This is a genomic window from Micromonospora sp. WMMD736 (assembly GCF_049179015.1).
Taxonomy (GTDB): Bacteria; Actinomycetota; Actinomycetes; order Mycobacteriales; family Micromonosporaceae; genus Micromonospora.
The window spans coordinates 6598545-6617415 of sequence record NZ_JBMHMI010000001.1; the positions used below are offsets into that span (position 1 = coordinate 6598545).

The following is an 18871-nucleotide window of genomic DNA, read 5'->3' on the forward strand; positions in this document are numbered from 1 at the left end:
GCTTCCCATCAGGCGGCGGAACGCACCGCGCTGCCCCGCAGGATCGCGGTCAGCGCGTCGATGACGCGGTCCTGGTCGGCGTCGCTGAGTCCCGGGTACAGCGGCAGCGACAGCTGCTGTGCGTAGAACGACTCGGCCACCGGGCACGACCCGCGCCGGTAACCCAGGTCGGCGAAGGCCGGGTGCCAGTGCACCGGGATGTAGTTGACCTGCACGCCGATCCCGGCGGCGCGCATCCGGTCGTACACCTCGCGGCGACGGCCGTCGAGCACCCGGATCGGGTAGAGGTGCCAGGCCGGGTCGGCCCACGACTTGCGGACCGGCAGTCGTACGCCGTCCAGGTCGGCCAGCGCCTCGTCGTAGCGGGCGACCAGCGCGGCCCGGCGGGCGGTGAACGCGGCGAGCCGGCGCAGTTGACTGCGGCCCAGGGCGCAGAGCACGTCGGGCAGGCGGTAGTTCAGCCCGAACTCGGAAACCTCGTAGAACCAGCCGCCCTCGTCGGGGCGGCGCAGGTCGTCGCGCTCGCGGACCATGCCCACGCCACGGAAGCGGCGGGCCCGCTTCACGATCTCCGGATCGAGCGCGGCGACCCCGCCGCCCTCGGCGGTGGTGAGGTTCTTCGTCGGAAAGAACGAGAACGTGGTCAGGTCGGCGAGTGAGCCGACCGGCCGACCGCGGTACGTCCCGCCGATGGAGTGCGCCGCGTCGGCGAGGAGCAGGGCGTCGGTGCCCTCGACGGCCGTGCGCAGCGCGTCGTAGTCGGCCGGGTGGCCCGCGTAGTCGACCGCCGAGACCACAGTCGTCCGCGAGGTGACGGCGGCGGCGGCCGCCGCCGGGTCGAGGCAGAAGGTCTCCTCCTCGACGTCTGCGAAGACGATCTTCGCACCGAGGGCGACGGCGCTGCTGGCGGTCGCCACGAACGTCATGGGCGGCACCACCACCTCGTCGCCCGGGCCGACGCCGGCCGCCGCGTACGCCACGTGCAGCGCGGCGGTGCCGTTGGAGACGGCGGCGACACCTGCCGCGCCGGTCACCCTCGCCAGGTCGGCCTCGAACGCGTCGACCTGCGGCCCGGTGGTGAGCCAGTCGCCGCGCAGCACGTCGGCGACGGCCGCGACGTCCTCCTCGGAGATCGACTGCCGGCCGTACGGGAGCATTCCGGTCATGCGGTCAGGCCGAGCATCTCGCGTAGCTGCTCGACGGTGAGCCACTCGTCGTTGGTGTCCGACTGGTAGGCGAAGCCGTCCGGCACGGGCTCGCAGTCGACCGGCGGCTGGTAACCCCAACCGGCGATGGTCGGCTGGACGATGTAGCGGTCCTTGGCGCGCAGCGTCCGTCGGCTGTCGTCCGGGGCGATCATCTCCTCGTGCAGCTTCTCGCCGGGCCGGATGCCGATCTCGTGGGTGGTGGCGTCCGGCGCGACGGCCTCGACCAGGTCGAGGATGCGCATGCTGGGGATCCGGGGTACGAACAGCTCGCCACCCTGCATCTGGTCGAACGAGTCCATGACGAACTGCACGGCCTGCTCAAGCGTGATCCAGAAGCGGGTCATCCGCTTGTCGGTGATCGGCAGGCTCTTGCCCTCGGCGGCCAGCCGGTGGAACAGCGGGACCACCGACCCGCGGCTGCCGACCACGTTGCCGTACCGCACCACGGCGAACCGGGTCGGGTGGTGCGCGGCGTAGTGGTTGGCCGAGACGAACAGCTTGTCGCCGACCAGCTTGGTGGCGCCGTACAGGTTGATCGGGCTGGACGCCTTGTCGGTCGAGAGCGCGATGACCTTCTTGACGCCCGCCTCGATCGCGGCGTCGACCACGTGCTGCGAGCCGGTGATGTTGGTGGCGATGAACTCCGACGGGTTGTACTCGGCGGTGTCCACCTGCTTCAGGGCGGCGGCGTGCACCACGTGGTCCACGCCGTGCATCGCGCGCGTGAGGCGGTGCCGGTCCCGGATGTCACCGATGAACCAGCGCAGGCGCGGATCGTCGCCGAGCTGCTGGCGCAGCTCGTACTGCTTGAGCTCGTCGCGGGAGAAGACCACCACCCGGGCGGGGTCGGCCTCGGTGAGGATGTGCCGGAGGAAGGTCCTGCCGAAGGAACCCGTTCCCCCGGTGATCAGAATGGACGATCCATTCAACTCACTCAATTTGGTGCTCCCGTGATCGTGGATGAACCGGCGGCCCTCGGCCGGCCGACCGGGGTGAGACGCTAACGGCGGCGGGTTAACGCACCGGCGCTCGCGGGTTAACCGCTTCCCCTGCCGTCGTGAATGGCGGGCACCGCGCAGGCGAACATTTCCGACCGTCCGGGAAGCGGGCTGACCAGCGCAGATCGGGCCGCTACAGTGGCCGCGCGAGCGACCCGGCAGCCTCGGGTGCGTCGTGGTCGCCGCGTTCACCCGACATCCGCACCGTCTCGGTGCGAGCGGTTCATCCCCGAGCGTCACCAGCCGGATCGGCGTGCCCAGCGGCCGGTCCGGTCGGCAGTTCAGGAGGCGTTGATGGCAACCGGCAGCGACGTGATCGAACGGCCGGCGGTTCCGGCCGGGACACCACCCGCGACACCCGCACGCCGGTGGCTGGTGCCGCTGCTGCTGTTCGTCGGTTGGGTGCTGAGCGTCGCCTGGCGCATGTGGCTGTCGCGGCACATCGCGCTGCCCATCGCCCACACCGACGAGGACAGCTACCTGAACACCGCCCGCGCCCTCGCCGGCGGTCCGGGCGGGTTCAGCAGCGAGAACGACCTGCTGCGCCGGGTCGGATACCCCATGCTCATCTCGCCCGCGTTCCTCGGCCACCACGACTTCGCCGACAGCTACCGCCTCGTCCAGCTGATCAACGCGATGGTCAACTCGACGCTGCTGCCGCTGGCGTACCTCCTCGGCCGGAGGGTGCTCCGGTTGCCCCGCGCGTCGGCACTGCTCGCCGCGGTGGTGGCGGCCACGTTGCCGGCCACCGCCTTCTACGCCGGTGTCGCGATGATCGACACGGTGATGGCGCCGCTCGTGGTCGCCTGGCTGCTCGCCGTGCACCGCTGGATCGAGCGTCCCGGCCCACTCGCCGCGACCACTGTGGGCCTGCTGGTGGGGGCGTTCCACCTGCTGCACTCGCGTGGTCTGGTGATCGTGGCCGTGCACGCCGGCCTGGTCCTGCTGCTGTTCGTGCGCCGCCGGATCACCCCCGTCGCGGTGCTCGCGGCGCTGCTGCCGGTGCTGGCCCTGGCGCTGGTCAACGAGGCCGGCATCCGCTTCCTCGGGGACAAGGTCTACCTGCTGGGCAGCACCCCCGGCGGCGGCACCGTGGCCGCCGTCGCCTCCGCGCAGGGGGTGGTCCGCGTCGGGGCGGCCGTCACCACCCAACTCTGGTACCTCGTGGTGATCACGTTCGGGATGGCCGGGATCGCCTGGGCCGCCGCCGTCAAGGAACTGTGGCGTCCGCGTCACGGTGACGCCACCCGTTGGACGATGGGCGTGGCGCTGGTGGTGAGTGTCGGGGTCGCCAGCGGCGCGTCGGTGATCCTGGCCGGCATCACCGGCAAGCCGTTGGATGCGATCTACGGCCGCTACGTGCAGATGCTCGCCCCGTTCTGGCTGCTGGTCGGGCTCGGGGTGCTGCTCACCGCGGAGCGCCGGGTGGCGCTGCGCCGGGCGGCGGTCGCGGTGGGCCTGCTGGTCGCCGGTGGCGCGCTGGTCGCCGGTCGCCTCGCGTACGTGGCCAGCCGGGGGCATTCGCTGCGCTACGGCGGCTTCGGCGCGCCGGACCTGATGGCGTTGACGAACGGTTGGCGCGAGATGCGGCCGGTGCTCGGGTCGCTGATCGGCATCGGCGCGTGCGTGCTGCTGGTGGCCGTGGTCCGGGTACCCCGGCTGCGGCTGCCGGCGCTCGGCGTCCTGGTCGTGGTCAACATCCTCACCATGCAGGTGATCGACCAGCGGCTGGTGCGGCCGATGGCGGCGAGCACCGCGCCGACCCCCCGGGTCGCCGACGTCGGCGTACGCCAGGGCGAGCGGGTCTGGGCCTCCACCGGCGTGCACTACATCCTGCGGTTCAACCTGAGCCACCAGGTGACCTGGACCGACGTGCGGTGGTTCCGCGACCAGCCACCCGCCGCCGCGCAGGTGGTGTTCGCCCGCTGGGCGCCCGGTCAGCCAGACGACTGGGACGGCGCGAAGTACGGCTTCGTCCGGCTCGGCGGCAACGAGCGGCAGCACTGGGCGGCCTGGCGGCGGGCCTGATCCGGCATTCGTTTCGCCCGGTGGACACCCGCAATGGCGTGAACGGCGGATGTCCACCGGGTTAATGCTTTTCCGCCAGCATGCAAAATGGTGGCGGCAATCAGCGCTGGCGGCGATCCTCGCGGGCCAGGGAAATCGGGATGACGGTGATTTCCCGGCCGTCGGAGACTTCCTGTCGTGGCGTGCCCTCGACGAATCGAAAACGTCGGTTCATCTGCCGCACGACGGTGTTGTGCGCCAGCACCTCGCCGTCGAGCCGCGTCAGGTGCAACCCGTCGAAGGCGTACTCCACGGCCTCGGACATCACCCCGAGCCAGGCCGGCAGCGTCCCGCCCCGCCCGGCCAGCCCATCCGCGTCCAGGTAGAAGCCCCACGCCCCGGTACGTGGGGCGTCCAGCCGCAGGTCGAAGAAGGTGACCACACCGCAGGGCCGGTCGTCGTGGACGTACATCAGGACGCGCCGCGTCGGGTCGTCGCGCACCGCCGACCACCACCGGGCGTGCTCCTCGGCGGTGATCTCGTGACTGGTCTTGCTGACCTGACGGTTGGTTTCCTGATTACGCCAGGACAACATCAGGTGAACGTCTTCCGCCGTCGCTTCGCGTAGCACGTGCTCCCGCTTTCCTGTCTGTTCACATGCGTTCGGGGAACCTTACCCGGGCCTACCGGGAAAGCAGTTATCCATTCGTTGGGTTGTAGACTCCGGCGCATGAACGAATTGAGTCGCGCGCAGATCCGCGACCTCATGGCACAGGTGCTCAAGAACCAGGACAAGGAGCTGCCCGCCGACGACGCGGCGCAGCTGCGGGACATCGGTTTCCGCTCGCTGGACTTCTCCGAGCTGGCCCTGCGCGTGGAGGACGAGACGGGGGAGGAGCTCAACTTCGACGCTCCCGGCCTGCGCCGCATCGCCACCGTCGGCGACGTCCTCGACTTCCTCGTCGAGCTCCAGCAGCGGTGACCGTCGCGACACCCCGTCCGGCCACGACGGGCCCGGAACCGGCCGGCGTCGACAACCGCCTCGTCGTGGGCGGCGCCCCGCTGACCTGGCGGACGTTGCCGACGCCGGAGCTGCCCGACCCCGCCGCGGTGCTGGCGCACTCCGCCCGGCACGCGCTCGCCGCCGCACGGCAGCACGCCGTGTACGGCACCGAGCTGCTGCTCAGCACCGCGAGCCGGGTGGACGCCACGATGCGCGCGGAGCTGGACGACGCCGGCTTCACCGTGACCCTCCTCGACGACGACGGCGCGCACCCCAGCGCGCCCGCCCGGCCGCGCGTCGCCGCACCCGGCCGGCTGTGGCTGCTGACGTCCGGCTCGACGGGCCGTCCCAAGCGGGTCGGACACACCCTCGACACGTTGACCACCGTCCGGACCGACCAGCCGGACCGGACCTGGCTGTGCCCCTACGCCCCCGGCACGTACGCCTGGTGGCAGGTCGTCACCCTGTCGCTCACCCAGCCCGGTCAGCACCTGGTGGTCATCGAGCCGGACGAACTGGACGACTGGCCGGCGGTCGCCGCCGCGCACGGTGTCGACGCCGCGTCCGGCACGCCCACCTTCTGGCGGCGCACCCTCTACCGGGACGCCGCCGCGCTGGCCCGGGTGCCGCTACGTCAGATCACCCTCGGCGGTGAGCCGGTGGACCAGGCGATCCTGGACCAGCTCCGTGAGGTCTTTCCCGCCGCGCGGATCTCCTGGATCTACGCGTCCTCGGAGGTCGGCGCGTCCATCGTGGTGCACGACGGGCGGGCCGGGTTCCCCGCCGAGTGGCTGGACCGGGAAACCCCGGGCCGACCCACCCTCTCGGTACGCGACGACGAGCTGGTCGTCACCTCCCCGTATCACGGGGTCGGACTGTCCGGCCCGGTCCGCACCGGGGACCGGGTGCAGGTGGTCGACGGGCGGGTGCTGATCACCGGCCGGTTGGACACCGACGAGATCAACGTGGGTGGGAGCAAGGTCTCCGCCGGTGTCGTCCGGGGCGTGCTGACCCGGCATCCCGGCGTGGCCTGGGCCCGCGTCACCGGCCGCCGCGCCCCGGTGCTCGGCCGGATGGTCGTCGCCGACGTGGTCCTGGTACCCGCCGAGCAGACGGACGCCCCGCTGCCCGACGAGGCCGCGCTGGTCCGTTGGTGCGCCGACCGGTTGTCCGAGCACGCCGTGCCCCGCCGGATCCGGGTGCTGACCGAGATTCCCGTCAAGGAGACCCTGAAGAGCGATGTCTGACCCCATCGACAGCAAGCTCGTTCCCCCCAGCTCCGTGGTCCTCGTCTCCGGCGGTTCCCGAGGGCTGGGCCTGGCCATCGTCACCGACCTGCTCGACGCGGGCGTACGGGTGGCCGCGTTCGCCCGGACCGTCACCCCCGAGCTGGAGAAGCTCGCCGCCGAGCACCCCGACCGGGTGCACGTGGGTTCGGTCGACGTCACCGACCTGCGCGCCGCGCAGGGTTTCGTCCGCGAGGTGGAGCAGCGTCTCGGCCCGATCGACGGCATCGTCAACAACGCCGCCGTCGGGCAGGACTCCCTGCACGCGCACACCGCCACCGACGACATCGCCCGGATCATCGAGACCAACCTGACCGCGCCCCTACAACTGACCCGGCTGGTGATCCGCCGGATGCTCGGCAAGGGACTGCGCGGCCGGATCGTCAACATCACCTCGATCTGCGCGCAGCGCGGCTTCCCCGGCCTGGTCGCGTACTCGGCCACCAAGGGCGGCATGGACGCCGCCACCCGCTCGCTGGCCCGGGAACTCGGCGGCCGGATGCTGGTCAACGCGGTCGCGCCCGGCTTCTTCGCCTCGGAGATGTCCGCCGTGCTCGGCCCGACGCAGCTCGACCAGATCGTGCGCCGCACCCCGACCGGTCACCTGACCGAGCCGGAGGAGGTCGTACCGGTGGTGCGGATGCTGCTGCGCGAGCACACCAACATCAACGGCCAGGTCATCGTGGTGGACGGTGCCGCCTCCATCTGACCTGCGGCCCGTGCCGGGGCTGCTCGCCGCCGCCGAACGCCACCTGCGGATCGGTACGCCCGCCGACCTGGCCTCGGCGACGACCCGCAGTCACGTCGACGACGGGCGCTGCGTCGGCTGGTACGGCCCGCCGGTGCCGGGTTGGCGAGTGGCCGTCGACGCCGAGCGCGCCGACGCCCCGGTGCCCCCGGCGCTGGCCCGCCGCTTCGGCACCGGTGACTTCTGGGCCCGGTGGACCCGGGCCGAATGTTGCTGCAAGTTGGCCGACGTGCCGATCGCGACCTGGTGGCGTCGGCACGGGCTGGGCACCCCGGTGGACGGGCCCATCCTCTGGCGCACCCTGCGGGTCGCCGACCTGGTGATCACCGTCGGCTTCGCCCCCGGGCAGGTCGGCGGGCCGATCGGCCGCGCCTGACGGGTGGGCCGCGCCTGACGGGTGGGCCGCGCCTGACGCTTGGGGCGTGCCTGACTGGTGGGGCCCCCTGACGGGTGGGGCGCGCTTGGCGGGTGGGGCGCGGTCGGTGTCGGCGTTGCCTGTCGAGCTGCCCCAGATCTGGGGCGGGTGGGTACCGATAGCGGGCCGCCCCAGATGTGGGGCAGCTCGACAGGAGGTACGCAGGGCACTGCCGACCGGAAGCAGGTGGTACGGCAGGGCACTGCCGGCCGGAAGACTGCGCGCCCGGCCGGCTACCCGGCGGTCAGATCAGGTCCCAGCTCAGCGGGGTGCCGCGCGGGACGTCGGTGGTGAAGGCACGGCCCAGCACCTTGTCGATCTCGATGGGGGCCAGGCCGCCGGCCGGGCGGATCGACCGGACGTTCTGCGCCGTCACCGGGTCGCCGGCCCGGACGTCCTCGACCACGAACAGCGAACGGCGGAACCGTAGCCCCTCCCGCTCGGCCGGCGTCGGACCGATCGCGGTGCCACCCAGCGCCGCGTAGGCGCGACCCGACTCCTCGACGAGCGCCGTCAACTCCGCCGGGTTCAGCGAGAAGTCCGAGTCCACGCCGCCGTCGGCCCGGTCCAGGGTCACGTGCTTCTCGATGAAGCAGGCGCCCAGCGCCACCGAGGCGACCGCCACCCCGATACCGGGTGTGTGGTCGGAGAGCCCGACCGGCACGTCGAACGCGCCCGCCAGCACCGGCAGACGGCGCAGGTTGCTGTCGGCGGGCGGCGCCGGGTAGGACGCGGTGCAGGCCAGCAGGACGATGCCCGCCGCGCCACCGTCGCGCGCGGTCCGTACGGCGGCGTCGATCTCGGCGACCGTCGCCATCCCGGTGGAGATCACCATCGGCTTGCCCTTACTGGCCACCAACCGGATCAGCGGCAGGTCCACCAGCTCCGAGGACGCGATCTTGTACGCCGGGGCGTCCAACGACTCCAACAGCTCCACGGCGGTCGCGTCGAACGGTGACGAGAAGACCGTCAGCCCGCGCTCGCGGGCCCGCGCGAAGATCGGGGCGTGCCACTCGTACGGGGTGTGCGCCCGCTCGTAGAGGCGGTACAGGTTCTCCCCGCCCCACAGCTCGTGCCCCCCGGAGATGCGGAAGGCCGGGGTGTCGACGTCGATCGTGATCGTGTCCGGCCGATACGTCTGCAGCTTGAGCGCGTGCGCGCCGCTCTCGGCGACCGCGTCCACGAGGGCTAGCGCCCGGTCCAGGTCGCCGTTGTGGTTACCGGACATCTCGGCGACCACGAAGGGCCGCTCCCCGGCACCGACCGCGTGCGGTCCGATCTTGATTGTCGCCGTCATCCCGACCTCTGTTCCCCTACGCCCGCACCGACGTGCGGGTGGTGCTGTCGCCGTCCCCCGAACGGGTGGACGACCTGAAACCCTGGCACCCGCCGGACGGTTCATGGCCGGCGGCCGGCGGCCAGCGCGTCCGACCGTCCCGGCATGCCAGCGGTGTGCCCGGCGTCCGACCTGCTCGCCGACCGGGCCGCTCGGGAGGGGTCGTCGGCCGACGACGAGTCGGCGCCACCGGCCGGGCCGGGCCGTCGCCATCGGCCCGTGACCCGGTGCGCCTGTCGCAGCGCCGAGTACGCCAGCCAGTCACCCCGCCCTACCAGGCGGTGCTTGAGCCCGGTGACCCCCGACGGCATCGGGTAGCCCCCGGGGGGCAGGTACCGGCGGTAGTGCTCGGCGACCCGGTGGAAGAAGGCACGCCGCAGGTGCGGGTGCAGCCGGTCGTCGTTGCCGACCACCACCAGGTAGTGACTGATCATCAGCTCGAACAGTTCGGCCCGCAGGGCCTCGTCCGGGTGCCGGCGGGCCACCCAGTCCATCAGCCGCTCGTACTGGCCGAACGCGTCGAAGTGCCGGCCACTGCGGGTGGAGGTGATCGCGCCCTGGCGGCCCTGCCGGTACAGGTAGCAGACCCGGTCCAGCACGGAGATCTTTTCCGCGCCGATCAGCAGCGGATGGCTGAACGGGATGTCCTCGTACCAGCCGGGGAAGAAGCGCAGCTCCAACTCGTCCAGGAAGGCCCGGCGTACCACCTTGTTCCACGCCGTGTGCTGCACCCGCAGCAGGTGCGGTTGGTCGGCCAGGCGGGCCACGCCCGGCACCCCGCGCAGCAGGTGGCTGCTCGCGTCGACCTCCCGCCGGCCGTCCTCGTGCACCCGCAGGTGGTCCAACATGAGGACGTCCGGCTGGTGCTCCCGCAGCCGGTCCAGCACCGCCGCGATCGTGCCCGGTGGCAGCCAGTCGTCGCTGTCGACGAACCACACGTACCGGCCGGTGGCCACGTCGAGGCCCGCGTTGCGGGCCAGGCCCAGACCCACGTTCTCTTCCAGGTGTACGACGCGGACGCCGTCGCGCCCGGCGGCGTAGGACCGCAGCATCGCGCCGCAGCCGTCCGGGGAGGCGTCGTCCACGGCGATCAGCTCGACCGCCTCCGACTCGCCCACCGGGATGTCCGCCCGGATCGACTCGAGGCACTGGTACAGGTAAGCCTCGACGCCGTACACGGGCACGACGATGCTCAGCAGCGGCGCGTGCGTCGGCTCATTGACCACGTCGCCACCTTCGACGACGCGGATGGCCAGCCCCGGAACCACACGTGGCCGCGGATGGTGGAGTCCCTGAACACCCGCGAAGCGGAAGGTTAACAACGGCCGCCCGGTCCACCGGGGAGTGACCCGGTAGGGTGCCCCGGTGCGGTCCTGCCGGGCCGTCGCGGGCGTCGTCGCGCCATCCGACGCCGCGGGCCCGAGGAGGAGGCGTACGTGCTGGTGACCCTGCGAAGCGTCGGGACTCCGGCATGACGAGCACCACCGACGCGCCGGTCGCGCCGTCCGCTCCCGCCCGGCTACCGTCGCTGACCGGGCTGCGGTGGATCGCCGCCCTGCTGGTCTTCGGGTTCCACGCGGGGACGATGCGGATCATCGCGGAGCCCGACTACAAGGCCGTCGTCGACGCCCTCTTCACCCTCGGCCTGTCCGGCGTGCAGTTCTTCTTCATCCTCAGCGGTTTCGTGCTGGTCTGGTCGGCCCGCCCAGGGGACTCGCGGCTGAGGTTCTGGCGTCGACGGGTCGCGAAGATCTACCCGAACCACCTGGTGCTGTGGGCCGCCGCGCTGCTGGTCGCCTGGTGGTTCGCCGATCCCGTACTGCCGGCCGTCGCGGGGGAGAACCTGCTGTTGTTGCAGGCGTGGGACCCTCGGCAGGGCTGGTTCTACAGCGTCAACACGGTGAGCTGGTCGCTGTCCTGTGAGTTCTTCTTCTACCTCTGCCTGCCGCTGGCGCTGCCCCTGTTGCGCCGGACGCGACCTGCGGTGCTCTGGGCGCTCGTGGTCGCGCTGCCGCTGCTGATCCTCGCGCTCTGGCCGGCCCAGCAGCTGGTGCCGGAGGTGAGCCGCTGGTGGTTCACCCAGGTCTTCCCGCTGACGCGGTCCCTGGAGTTCTGGCTGGGCGCGGTGGCGGCCGAGCTGATGCTCCGGGGGCGGTGGCGCGGGCCGGGACTGACCGCCGCGACCGTGATCTTCGTGGGCACCTGGGTGGCCGCCGCGCAGTGGATCCGCGCCGAGTTGTGGACCACGCTGCTCGCCGTCGCGTACCTGTTGGTGATCACCGCCGCCGCCGACGCCGACGTGCGCGACCGGCGCTCGCCGTGGCGCTCGCGTCCGCTGGTCTGGCTCGGCGAGGTCTCCTTCGCCTTCTACCTGGTGCACGTGCTGGTGATGACCACCGTGCTCCGGCTCAGCGGCGACTGGGGAACCGGCTTCCGGGGTTGGCGGGGCCCGGCGGTGGTGCTCGGATTCCTGCTCGTGAACCTGGTCCTCGCCGGGTTGCTGCACCGCTGGGTCGAGACTCCGATGATGCGCCGGCTCGCGCCACGCCGCCCCGCCCGCCGGCCGCCTGTTCCTCACCAGCGCACCCCGCAGGCCGGGAGCGGTGACGCCGACGTGCCCGGCGACCCCGCTCGCGCGCCCGCGCACGATCACGCTCGAACCCGGTCGTAGTGGGTCGGCGGCCGGTCGGGGCCACTACATCAACGATCATGGCCGGGCGCGGTGGCACCCACCGACGCCGACTCCCGCCACCGTGTCCACGCTGGTCGGACGGGGTCGGCGCGGCGCGGGCCGACACGCCCGTCGCCGATGCGTCGGGACCGTCCCGACGGTAGCGTGAGGCTGTGCTCCCGGTCGCGTTCACCTGTCCCCTGTGGTGGGTGGCGCGCTGGGCGACCCGGGTTCTGACCAGCCTCGCCGTGCTGTCGCTCGCCCTGGGCGCGGCCCCGGCGCTGCTGCCGGCGTCGGTCAGTGCGGCCCCGCCGTCCACCATCGGGTCGCCCGCCCGCGCGGAGCCGCTCGGACCGTCGAGCGCCGGCCTCTCCACTGTCCGCGCCGACCGCGCCGTCGGTGGCCGTGCCGTCGCCGACCGCGCCGTCGCCGGCCGTGCCGTCGCCGACTGGGCTGCTCTCGGGCAAGTTGCCGACGCCGGTCCGGCGCGGTCCGTCGATCCACAGCCCGCGCTGAACGATGCGCTGGCCGTCCTGCCCGGCCCGCCGATGGGCGGCAGTGCGGCCGGCACGGGCGCTGAGCCGTCGCTCCGAGCCGCCGGCTCGGCCAGCCGAGCCCCCCGAGCGCCGCCGGCCTAGCGGGTCACCCGCCGGCGGTCCGTACGCCGGCCAGCGATCCTCCCACCGGGACCAGCACGCCCTGCCGCCGACCTGAGCGCCCGGTCACCGCACCTGACGACACATCGCCCGCACCCTCGCCGTGCGGCATCCCATCGCTGACGTGCTCATGCCGAGGAGCCGACCATGGAAACCGTCGTCTTCTACCAGTTCCTCACCGAGGTGCCCCAGGCCGCCGCCATCTGGTCGGCACTGTTCCTGCTGGCGCTGACGGTCCTCGCCGTACTGGTGGCCCGCCCGGAGCGGGACGCGCCAGAGCAAGGCCACGTGCCGACCCCCACCGCCCGCGAGACGGCCGCCGCCGAGAGCGCCGACCTGCGCCGGTACGCCGAGGAGGTGGCCGTGGCCGCCGCCCGGGCGGCGCGGACCGCCCGGCGGCGGCGCGCTGACTGGCTGGTCGCTCAGGACGAGGCGCAGCGGGCCTGGACGGCGTACGACGAGGCGGACACTGCGGCCCGCCGGGTCGCCACCGCCGGGGCGCTGCCGACACCGCGTACCCCGCACACTCCCGCCGAGTACGCGGCCCGGGAGCGCTACCTGCACCGTGCCGCCATGGCGGCGCACTGGCGGGAAGAGTTGACCATGGCGCAACTCGCCGACGTGTTCGGGCACCGGCGCGGCTGGGACCCTCGCCGGCACCCGGTCGAGCAGGAGACGCTGCTCATCCGGGCGATCCGGGACGCGCGGCTGGCCGAGCACCGGACGGCCGTCGAGCGGGAGCGGTCGGCCTGGCGGGACGCCGAGGTGGCCGCCGAGTCGGCGCGCGCCCTCGCCGAGGAGGCGTACGCGGCGGCGGTCCGGTCGCGGCCGAGCCCGGCACTCGCCCGGCAGACGGCGACACGGCCGTCACGTGCAGCCGTGGTGGCACGCTGGCGTCCGGCCCGGGCCGGTTGAACCCGATCTGTTATGTGAGGCGGGTCACCAGCGGGGGAATTCGGGCGGCGGGCATCATCGGCGGCCATTGCGCCCGCGATTGTGGCGGCGTTCCCGGCGACCTGTCCGGTTGTCGCCCACAGGTGCCGCCGGGACCGGATGTCCCATCGAGTCACGTCAGCGGCAAAACGCGCAGAAATTGCCGGGCCAATCGATGTTTACGCAGGTCGGCATGGGTTGGCAGAGTTCGGACCGGCCAGTACTGTCGTCCCGTCCGGTGCGGTTACCGATCGCAGGAGGCGACGCCGCGCCGACCCGCTCAATCGTGATCAACGAACCGGGGACCCACAGTAAGTCCGGGGTGAATCCGCGAGCCACGGCCCGCGGTAGGGCGATCTTCCCGCCCGAATCCGTCAGCTAACCCGGTAGGCGGTGACGGAAGGAGTTCCATCCTCGTGCAGCATCCCGCGCCCCCCGTTTTGTTCCGCCGCCTCCACGGCGTAGCGGTGTCCCCGCTCATCCGCCTCGTGACGGTGAGCTGACCCCCCGGGTCACCGCACTTTCCGCCCGGCCGCGCCGGGCGTTCCCCTGAGCGGCTCATCATCCGCAGGCCACGGCCCGTGCGCTGACGCCTGCCCGGATACCGGTCGAGCCCCGGTGTGCCGCTCTCCCTGTGAACCGTGGAGGACCTCGTGAAGCACACCCTGAAGCGCCAGCTCCGTCGCCTCGCGACCGAGCGTCCGTACCAGATCGTCGCCGCCTCCGCCGCGGCCCTGGTCGTCGCCACCACCACCGGCGCCCTGGTCGCCGGTGCCGACGACGCCCCGGCCGGCTCGCGCACCCCGACCACGGTCGCCGAGATGCGCAGTGACACCGTCGCCTCCCGTGGCGAGCTCCGGGCCGCGGCCCCGTCGGCGAGCGCCGCGCCGAGCACCGCCGCCCCGGCCACCAGCGCCGCGTCCCCCGCCGCGAAGGCCACGAGCAACCCGGACCTGACCCGGAAGCCGACGCCGCCCAAGCCGCCCGCGACGAAGGTCCTGGACTACGACTACGAGGCGCAGAACACCTACTACAACTGCGGTCCGGCGGCCACCCGCAACGCGCTCAGCGCCAGCGGCATCGACCGTACCCAGGAGGAGCTCGGCGCCGAGCTGGGCACCACCGAGATGGGCACCAACTCGGCCGAGGACACCACCCGGGTGCTCAACGCCGAGGTGAAGGGCTCCCCGTACCGCACCCGCATGTTCGCGGGCACGCCCAACCCGGCCCAGATGGACCGTCTGCAGGCCGATGTGGTCAAGGCGATCACCGATGGTCGGGGCGTGGTGGCCAACGTCGCCGGCGACGCCATCGACACCAACGGCGGCTACCACTCCTACGGCGGTGGGCACTACATCGCCGTCGTGGGCTACAAGGACAACGGCCGTACCGTGCGGATCGCCGACTCGGCGAACGCCGCCGACCCGGCCTACTGGATCACCACCATCGACCTGGCGAACTGGATCGCCACCCGGGGTTACTCCGCCTGACCAACGCGCGACACCCCACGACGCCGCGGGCGCCGTCTCCCACGAGGGGTCGGCGCCCGCGGCGTCTGGGTGCCCGGCCGCGACGCCGGTGAACGGCTCTCGTACCAGGCCGCGAACCGTGGGAGACTGCGGCCGTGGTGGATGAATCGGGTGGTCAAGCCGGCCGTGAGCCGATCCTGTTGCTGCTGCACGGCATGGGGGCGACGGGTGACGTGTGGCTGCCCTGGGCGTCACTGCTGGAGCAGCACTGGCCCGGCCGGTGGCTGGCGCCCGATCTGGCCGGTCACGGTTGGTCGGCGCCGCTGGCGTCGTACTCCTTCGAGGGTTTCGCCCAGCGGGTCGCGCAGGGCCTGACCTCCGACGACCGCCTCGTCGTGCTCGGACACTCGCTCGGTGGCGTGGTCGGCCTGGCGCTGGCGGCCCGCGCCGCCGGTCTGCCGGTGGACGCGGTGGTGGGGTTGGGCATCAAGGCCGTCTGGACACCGGCCGAGCTGGCCCGCGCCGCCGACCTCGCCGCCCGCCCGGTGGGCTGGTTCACCAGCCGCACCGAGGCCGCCCGCCGGTATCTGCGGGTCGCCGGCCTCACCGGTCTGGTCCCTCCGGACCACCCGATGGTCGACGCCGGTCTGCGTCAGGTCGACGGCCGGTGGCGGCTCGCGATGGACGACGCCGCGTTCGCCGTCGGCGCGCCCGACCTGGCCGCGCTGCTCGCGGCGACCGACGTGCCGGTGGTGCTGGCCCGCGGAGAGCACGACCCGATGGTCACGGACGCGCAGCTCAAGGAGTACGGCGTACCGGTCGCCACGTTGCCCGGTCTCGGGCACAACGCGCACCTGGAGGACCCGGCGGCCGTGCTCGCGTTGCTGGACCCGTACCGCTGATCGGTCAGGCAGGCGCGGGCGTGGGTACCGCGCGCGCCGACGCCAACTCCTGGCGGGCGGCGGTCAGGAACCCCTCGGCGTACGACTCGGCCGGGAAGTCGCCCAGGTACCGGCGGCGGGTGACCCAGCGCGCGTCGGCCAGCGGGTCGGTGTCCAGCAGGGCCGTGAGCACGGCGTCCACGTTGGACATGTCGCGCCGAAGCACGTAGCCGGAGCCGGCCAGTGGGAAGCGCTCGGTGAACCCGTCAGCCTCGCCGCCCATGTCGGTGACGGCGTACGGCTTGCCCGAGTAGAGGTAGTCGGAGATCACCCCGGAGACGTCGGAGACCAGCGCGTCCGAGCGGTTGACGCACTCGGTCAGGCTCAGCTCCCGGGCGGCCGTGCCGAACACGTGCTGCCGGCCGGTGCGGGCGCGGTCCGCCGCCAGCAGTTCGGTGAGCCGGCCCAACTGGCGTGCCGACGCGGGGTTCTGCGTCGTGTACGGATGCGCCCGCAGGATCACCGTCGCGCCGCGCCCCAGCAGCCGCCGCAGCAGCTCCTCGGCCACCGGCAGGGAGCAGTAGTCGGCGTCGGCGTGGTGCCCGGTCCAGGTCGGGGTGTAGAGCACCGTCGGGTGCGCGAGGCCCCGCGCCGGCTCCTGGCGTACCTCGATCGACTCGACCTGGGGGCGGCCCACCACGACGAACTTGTCCGCCGGGATCCGCACCCCGGCGCGGGCGTACCTGTCGATCGCCGCCGGACCGGCCACGAAGATCCGGTCGAAGATCCCCGAGACCGGGTTGGCGCTGGGCGCCTTGTCGCTGTCGCCGTGGTGCAGTTGGACGTGGGTGAGCTGGGTGAACCGGATGCAGTGGCTGTTCTTCGCCCCGTGGTTGACGTAGAAGGCCACCCGCAGGCTCGGCACCAGCGCCTCGTCCATCGCGCGCAGGGTGGGGCAGTAGACCACCGGCGCGTCGGTGGCCGCGGCGATCGGCGCGACGAACTCCGGCTCACGGACCAGCACCAGGAAGGGCCGGCCGATCCGTTCGAGGTACGGCAGCCACATGGTGACCTGGTACTCGGAGCCGGGCGGTGCGGAGAAGTACAGCAGGAACTCCGGCTCGTGCCGGCGTAGCGCGCGGGCGACCTGCCCACCGCCGGCGTTCGGTCGGAACCGTCGCCGGGCCAGGTCCAGCGCGACCGCACCTGCGCCGGCGGCCACCAGCAGGCTGGCGGCGAGCGCCACGACGGCCGGCAGGGTCGACGCGGCGGCGATCGCCACCGCCGCGAGCAGCCCCAGCAGGGCGACGCCGAGGCGGTCGGCGATCAGCGGGGTCCAGGCGCGTACCGGCAGGTTGGCCGCCCGGATCTCCAGGTTGCCCGCGGTGCGCAACGGCCCCACCAGCAGCACCAGCCCCAGCACCACCAGTGCCGTGGCGGCCAGCGCCGGGTCGAAGCCGTCGTCGAGCCGCCGGGAGTAGCCGACCAGGACCGCCGCGGCGATCAGGGCGGTCTCGGCCACCAGGTCGGCGCCCGGCCGGATCCGCTGCTCGGCGGCCGCCGCCACCAACGCGGCGACGGCCAGCGCGAGGCCCCACCCGGTGCCGCCGGTGAGGGCCAGCACGACGAAGGCCAGCACGGCGAGCCCGGTGCTCAGGCACCGGGCGGCCAGCTTGCGGACCAGGTCACCACGCATGTTGCTCCGTTCGCCGCCCTCGGTGTCGCGGTGCCGCTGGCGTCAGTTCGCCGACGCCGCGGCCGGCGTCTCGGACCGGTCCGGGCCGGCCTGCGCCGGCACGGACGGGCCGTCACCGGGCGCCCGGCGTACGTCGATGACCTGACCGGTCAGGTCGGAGATCAACACGTCGAGCGAGGACTGGGCGACGGCCTCCGCGGCCAGCAGGGTGTTCTCCGGCTCCTCACCGAAGGCCCGGGTACGCATGGGGGTGGCCGTCCGCTCGGGGTTGATGCAGTTGACCCGTACGCCGACGTCGGCCCACTCGTCGGCGAGCGCCTGGGTCAGGTTGACCAGGGCGGCCTTGGTGGACGAGTAGAGGGCGTAGCGCGCCCGGCCCCGGGTGTACGAGCTGGAGGTGTAGAGCAGCAGCTGACCCTTGGTCTGCTGCAGGTACGGAAGGGCCTGGCGGGCGATGGTCACCGGACCGACGAAGTTGACCTGCAACACCCGGTCCATCGTCTCCTCGTCCATCTCGGCCAGGGCGCCCCGCTCCAGGATTCCGGCGGTGACCACCACGTGGTCGATCCGGCCGGTGGCCTCGAAGGCGGTCGTCAGCGCGGCCTCGACGTCCTCGGCGCGCTCGACGTGGGTGCCCGTGGTGGAGCGGCTGAACGGGAAGACCTGCGCGCCGTACCGCCGCGCCAGCTCGGTCAGCTCGTGGCCGATCCCGTAGCTGCCGCCGAACACCACGATCGTCCGGCCCGTCAGCTCCTCGGTGTAGCTGCGGTGGTCGGTCAGCCGGGGCGCCTGGGCCGCCGCGAGCTGGAAGAGCTTGTCCGCCAGGTGCACGTCGACCGGGTGGGTGACCTTGATGTTCTCGTCCGAACCGTCGATCACCTTGATCGGCGTGCCCGGCAGGTACCGCAGCACCACGCCGCAGTCGTCGGTGGCGGCGAAGTCGGGGTCGTCCTCGGCGATCCGGTACGCCTCACGGATCGTGGGGGAGCGGAACGCCTGCGGGGTCTGTCCCCGGCGCAGCCGGGAGCGCACCGGAATGTCGGTGATGCAGTCGTTCTCGTCCACCTGGATGATCGTGTCGGCGGAGGGGATGGCGACGTCGACGGCGTCGTAGGTCCACAGCGCGTTGACGCACTCGCGGACGATCCGGCCGCTCAGCAGCGGGCGGACGGCGTCGTGGAAGAGGATGTTGCAGTCGGCCGGGCCGACGGCGTCGAGCGCGATCCGGGTGGTCGCGTTGCGGGTGTCGCCACCCTCGATCACCTTGGTGACCTTGCGCAGACCGGCCTTCTCGACGATCTGCCGGGCCTCGTCGACGTGACCGCTCGCCATCAGCACGATGATCTCGTCGATCTCCGGCGCGGCCTCGAAGACCGCCAGGGTGTGCTCGATGATCGGCTTACCGGCGATCTTGAGCAGTTGCTTGGGGATGCCGAGGCCCAGCCGGGTCCCGGTGCCGCCGGCCAGCACCACGGCCACTGTCCGCGAGGGCCGCCACGGTGCGGGGGTCTCCGTTGCGGCGTCCGGGCCAGTGGTCTGGTCCTGCGTCATTGCCGGATCCTCA

Annotated in this window: 17 protein-coding genes and 1 riboswitch; of the genes, 10 read left to right on the plus strand and 7 right to left on the minus strand. The window is 72.7% G+C overall.

What is annotated here, in order from left to right:
• Window positions 1–8 precede the first annotated feature (8 nt).
• Window positions 9–1166, minus strand: coding sequence for a DegT/DnrJ/EryC1/StrS family aminotransferase (locus ACN269_RS30000; protein ID WP_421475594.1), 1158 nt, complete (start codon window positions 1164–1166; stop codon window positions 9–11).
• Entirely contained in the window at window positions 1163–2146 is a 984-nt protein-coding gene (gene pseB / locus ACN269_RS30005; RefSeq protein ID WP_355050345.1) for a UDP-N-acetylglucosamine 4,6-dehydratase (inverting), read from the minus strand. The genes ACN269_RS30000 and pseB overlap by 4 nt, the downstream gene beginning before the upstream one ends.
• Window positions 2147–2500: 354 nt before the next feature.
• Between pseB and ACN269_RS30010 the strand changes: the two genes are divergently transcribed.
• Window positions 2501–4234, plus strand: a complete 1734-nt coding sequence (locus ACN269_RS30010; protein WP_421475595.1) for a hypothetical protein — start codon at window positions 2501–2503, stop codon at window positions 4232–4234.
• A 100-nt stretch (window positions 4235–4334) separates the two neighbouring features.
• Here the strand turns inward: ACN269_RS30010 and ACN269_RS30015 are convergent, their stop codons facing one another.
• Window positions 4335–4844, minus strand: coding sequence for a GNAT family N-acetyltransferase (locus tag ACN269_RS30015; protein ID WP_421475596.1), 510 nt, complete (start codon window positions 4842–4844; stop codon window positions 4335–4337).
• Between the two features lie 99 nt (window positions 4845–4943).
• On the opposite strand from ACN269_RS30015, the gene ACN269_RS30020 reads away from it, so the two are divergent.
• The 4 genes from ACN269_RS30020 to ACN269_RS30035 are packed head-to-tail and all read left to right on the plus strand — an operon-like array spanning window position 4944 to window position 7626.
• Complete coding sequence (locus ACN269_RS30020; protein WP_421475597.1) at window positions 4944–5195, plus strand: phosphopantetheine-binding protein; 252 nt, start codon at window positions 4944–4946, stop codon at window positions 5193–5195.
• Window positions 5192–6463, plus strand: coding sequence for an AMP-binding protein (locus ACN269_RS30025; RefSeq protein ID WP_421475598.1), 1272 nt, complete (start codon window positions 5192–5194; stop codon window positions 6461–6463). Before ACN269_RS30020 ends, ACN269_RS30025 begins: the two co-directional genes overlap by 4 nt.
• Entirely contained in the window at window positions 6456–7211 is a 756-nt protein-coding gene (locus tag ACN269_RS30030) for an SDR family NAD(P)-dependent oxidoreductase (protein WP_421475599.1), read from the plus strand. The genes ACN269_RS30025 and ACN269_RS30030 overlap by 8 nt, the downstream gene beginning before the upstream one ends.
• On the plus strand, window positions 7195–7626 hold the full coding sequence (locus tag ACN269_RS30035; RefSeq protein WP_421475600.1) for a hypothetical protein: 432 nt from the start codon (window positions 7195–7197) through the stop codon (window positions 7624–7626). Before ACN269_RS30030 ends, ACN269_RS30035 begins: the two co-directional genes overlap by 17 nt.
• Before the next feature lie 283 nt (window positions 7627–7909).
• On the opposite strand, the gene pseI is transcribed toward ACN269_RS30035, so the two are convergent.
• Window positions 7910–8962, minus strand: coding sequence for a pseudaminic acid synthase (pseI, locus tag ACN269_RS30040; protein WP_421475601.1), 1053 nt, complete (start codon window positions 8960–8962; stop codon window positions 7910–7912).
• 101 nt (window positions 8963–9063) lie between these two features.
• On the minus strand, window positions 9064–10227 hold the full coding sequence (locus ACN269_RS30045) for a glycosyltransferase family 2 protein (protein WP_421475602.1): 1164 nt from the start codon (window positions 10225–10227) through the stop codon (window positions 9064–9066).
• A gap of 245 nt (window positions 10228–10472) precedes the next feature.
• On the opposite strand from ACN269_RS30045, the gene ACN269_RS30050 reads away from it, so the two are divergent.
• The 5 genes from ACN269_RS30050 to ACN269_RS30070 all read left to right on the plus strand — a co-directional run bounded on the left by ACN269_RS30050 (window position 10473) and on the right by ACN269_RS30070 (window position 15632).
• Window positions 10473–11672: an acyltransferase family protein gene (locus ACN269_RS30050; protein ID WP_421475603.1), complete on the plus strand. Its 1200-nt coding sequence runs from the start codon at window positions 10473–10475 to the stop codon at window positions 11670–11672.
• A gap of 173 nt (window positions 11673–11845) precedes the next feature.
• On the plus strand, window positions 11846–12310 hold the full coding sequence (locus tag ACN269_RS30055; protein WP_421475604.1) for a hypothetical protein: 465 nt from the start codon (window positions 11846–11848) through the stop codon (window positions 12308–12310).
• A gap of 165 nt (window positions 12311–12475) precedes the next feature.
• On the plus strand, window positions 12476–13243 hold the full coding sequence (locus ACN269_RS30060) for a hypothetical protein (RefSeq protein WP_421475605.1): 768 nt from the start codon (window positions 12476–12478) through the stop codon (window positions 13241–13243).
• Window positions 13244–13528: 285 nt separating this feature from the next.
• Window positions 13529–13669: riboswitch (cyclic di-AMP (ydaO/yuaA leader) on the plus strand.
• 233 nt (window positions 13670–13902) lie between these two features.
• Window positions 13903–14751, plus strand: coding sequence for a C39 family peptidase (locus tag ACN269_RS30065; protein WP_421475606.1), 849 nt, complete (start codon window positions 13903–13905; stop codon window positions 14749–14751).
• A gap of 134 nt (window positions 14752–14885) precedes the next feature.
• Window positions 14886–15632 (plus strand): alpha/beta fold hydrolase, encoded by a 747-nt coding sequence (locus ACN269_RS30070; protein WP_421475607.1) that lies wholly within the window; start codon window positions 14886–14888, stop codon window positions 15630–15632.
• Window positions 15633–15636: 4 nt separating this feature from the next.
• On the opposite strand, the gene ACN269_RS30075 is transcribed toward ACN269_RS30070, so the two are convergent.
• Complete coding sequence (locus ACN269_RS30075) at window positions 15637–17307, minus strand: CDP-glycerol glycerophosphotransferase family protein (protein ID WP_421475608.1); 1671 nt, start codon at window positions 17305–17307, stop codon at window positions 15637–15639.
• A 42-nt stretch (window positions 17308–17349) separates the two neighbouring features.
• Window positions 17350–18858 (minus strand): D-ribitol-5-phosphate cytidylyltransferase, encoded by a 1509-nt coding sequence (locus ACN269_RS30080; RefSeq protein ID WP_421475609.1) that lies wholly within the window; start codon window positions 18856–18858, stop codon window positions 17350–17352.
• Window positions 18859–18871: the final 13 nt, after the last annotated feature.